The sequence below is a fragment of the Novosphingobium fuchskuhlense genome (assembly GCF_001519075.1).
In the GTDB taxonomy this organism is placed as follows: Bacteria; Pseudomonadota; Alphaproteobacteria; order Sphingomonadales; family Sphingomonadaceae; genus Novosphingobium; species Novosphingobium fuchskuhlense.
Map to the genome: position 1 here is coordinate 1 of NZ_KQ954249.1, position 2,632 is coordinate 2,632.

The following is a 2,632-nucleotide window of genomic DNA, read 5'->3' on the forward strand; positions in this document are numbered from 1 at the left end:
CGTAAGCGCTAATTTCTATGCACCTCGCCAACTGCCGCGGGGCGGTAGTGTGCATCTGGAGCGATTGAGATTGGCCGTAGTCTACGCGGCACGCGGCGCGGACTTGCCAGATCAGTTCGTGTTTTGGTCTGGCGGCGGGTCTTTGGCTACGAAGTTGAACGGGAACAGATCCTCGATGTCGGCCTCTGGTCCGCGTTGGGGCAACTCAGCGAGGACATGGGCTAGCCAGTCGTGCGGATCAACACCGCACGCCCTGCATGTAAGCATGAGGCTGTAGATGGTGGCGCTTGCCTTGGCGCCGGCAGTTGTATCGCTGAATAGCCAGTTTTTTCTGCCCGTTACAAAGACCCTTATGTCGCGTTCGAGCAGGTTGTTATCGATCGGCGCGTGCCCATTGCTGGCATAGCGGATCAGATATTCCCATTGGTTGCGTGCATAGCCGATCGCCTCACCGGTCAAGCTTTTTGGCAGGACCTGCGGGGCTTGCTCGTCGAGCCATTCCTTGAATGCAGTCAACACCGGTACGCTGTGCTGTTGGCGCAACCGTAGGGTGTACTGCTCGCGTGTCTCACCCTCGGGCAGCGCCTGGCCTGCCAGTCTCTCGACCTCATACAGGGCTTCAAAGAATTTCAGCGCTTCGACCGATGGGCCACCGGGCTTCTTCCTGCCCTTGAGTGCGTCGGTAAATTTCCTGCGCGCATGGGCCATGCAACCCAGATGGGTGGCACTCTCCAGCGTGCGCCATGCATCATAACCATCGGTCATCAACAGGCCGTTGTACCCCGCCAGAAAAGCTTGCGGATATTGCTGCCCGCGACCTGTCTGGTAATCGAACAGCACGATCGGTTCGTGGCTGCCGGCGGCACTGCGATAGCCCCACATGTAGGATTTGGTCTGAGCGTTGCGGCCCTTCTCCTTCAGAACCTGCACCCAGGTTTCATCGCCATGGACCAGGTCCTGACCCTTCAGCTTTTCCTTCAAGCCGTCATAGATCCGTTCAAGGTGCAGTTCGCTCGAGTTGATAACCCAGTTGCCCAGCGTACCGCGGCTGATGCTGACGTCGGCGCGCTCCAGTGATTGCGACAGCCGGTACAGCGGCATGCCATCGACAAATTTGCTGGCAAGAACCAGAGCCAGGGTCGACGCCGTGGCGACGCTGCCCGGCAAGGGTTGCGCCGGCATCGGCGCGATCACGACCGGCGTGTTGATCCCGTTACGCTCACAGTGACGGCACGCATATTTGAACCGCGCATTTTGAAGCACCGTGGCCTTGATCTCGATGTGCAACTGCTCGGTAAGGTTCTCCCCCATCTGGTGCATCGCATTGCTGCAGCACGGACAGGACTTCTGATCTTCGGGGAGGTCATATTCGATGCGCACGCGAGGCAGACCAGCTGGAAGCGGCTTGCGGCCGCGCTTTTTAGGCTCGGGCTTCTCGCCTGCCGGAAGATCCGTATCCGGAACTTGGGCCGCGGCCGCTTCCCCATCAATGCCCTGGGCCTCTTCTGCGGCAGCCTGCTCGGCTTCGTTGAAGATGCGGTTCTTCGTCTTTTCACTGCGCGGCGCATAGCGACGTGCCCGCTCAAGACGCAATTCTTCCTCAAGCGCGACAATCACCAGCCCCAGATTTTGAACTTGGGCTTTCAGCGCCGCGTTCTCGGCCGCCTGGGCAGAAATCACCTTTTCCAGATCCAGCGTTGGCGGCGCGCGTCGCATCGGGACTCTGAATCGACATTGCGATTCTTCGTCAAGTGGTTCAGCCCATACTGCGATAAAAACGCTCTGGATGGCGACGCACCGCAGCAAGATCGATGCCGTCCAGCAACCAGTGCAACTGCTCCGTTGTCAGCGTCAGCACCGCCTCGTGTCCCCTCGGCCAGAAAAACCGATCCTCCTCAAGACGCTTCAGGACCAGCAAAAATCCCGAGCGATCGTAAAGCAAAAGCTTCACCCGATTGCGGCCGCGATTGCAAAATGCGTAGATCGCGCGGGCCATCGGATTGAGCCCCATCGATTGCTCGACCAAAATCGCAAGGCTGTTGATCCCACACCTGAAGTCGATCGGATCGCGGTGCAGATAGACGCAGATATCAGCCGACAGACGAAACATCGCAGCGCCCCAATGCGTCAATCATGACTGACAGCAGCTGCGGATCGCCCCCATCGAGCAACAACGTCACCCCATTGGGCATCGTCGCCTGCAACCTTGCCGGGACCAACGTCTGCCCCGGTTGAAACGTCACCGATCCGGCGCACTGCGACTTGGATATTGGGGACGGTTCAACACGGACAAATGCGCCCGGTGCCGGCAACTGCGACAGGCTAGCGCCGGGCAGTTCGATCTCGAGTTGACGCTGTCGACGCTTCGCAACCCATTTGTGCAACAGATTGGCATTGACCCCGTGCTGCAGCGCCAGCCCCGCAAGCGATACTCCAGGCCGAAGACACGCCTCGATCAAGCGCGCCTTGCTAGCCGGTTCGTAGCAGCGACGACCATCGCGCCTCACGCTCATTGTCGCCAAACCATGCGGACCGATCCGCGTCATCGCCATAAGTGTCCACCTCCATGCTGGTGGACACCTTCATCTCAACACCACGCACACCTGAATAGGTGCGCCGAAATTCGCGCTTA

3 protein-coding genes are annotated in these 2,632 nt (G+C 59.3%); all 3 read right to left on the reverse strand.

Annotated features, from left to right (window positions below; translation table 11 throughout):
- Positions 1-111: 111 nt before the first annotated feature.
- From tnpC to tnpA, 3 genes are read right to left on the reverse strand one after another with little or no spacing between them, the layout of a single operon-like run.
- Positions 112-1,716 carry an IS66 family transposase gene (tnpC, locus tag AQZ52_RS17955; RefSeq protein WP_067914515.1) on the reverse strand — a complete coding sequence of 535 codons (1,605 nt, stop codon included), beginning with the start codon at positions 1,714-1,716 and terminating at the stop codon, positions 112-114.
- 40 nt (positions 1,717-1,756) lie between these two features.
- Entirely contained in the window at positions 1,757-2,110 is a 354-nt protein-coding gene (gene tnpB / locus AQZ52_RS17960; RefSeq protein WP_067914518.1) for an IS66 family insertion sequence element accessory protein TnpB, read from the reverse strand.
- Complete coding sequence (tnpA, locus tag AQZ52_RS17965) at positions 2,091-2,552, reverse strand: IS66-like element accessory protein TnpA (RefSeq protein ID WP_067914519.1); 462 nt, start codon at positions 2,550-2,552, stop codon at positions 2,091-2,093. The genes tnpB and tnpA overlap by 20 nt, the downstream gene beginning before the upstream one ends.
- Positions 2,553-2,632: the final 80 nt, after the last annotated feature.

Coding starts and splice junctions, on each gene's coding strand:
- tnpC (WP_067914515.1), bottom strand. CDS start 1,716: ATGCGACGCGCGCCGCCAACGCTGGATCTGGAAAAGGTGATTTCTGCC.
- tnpB (WP_067914518.1), bottom strand. CDS start 2,110: ATGTTTCGTCTGTCGGCTGATATCTGCGTCTATCTGCACCGCGATCCG.
- tnpA (WP_067914519.1), bottom strand. CDS start 2,552: ATGGCGATGACGCGGATCGGTCCGCATGGTTTGGCGACAATGAGCGTG.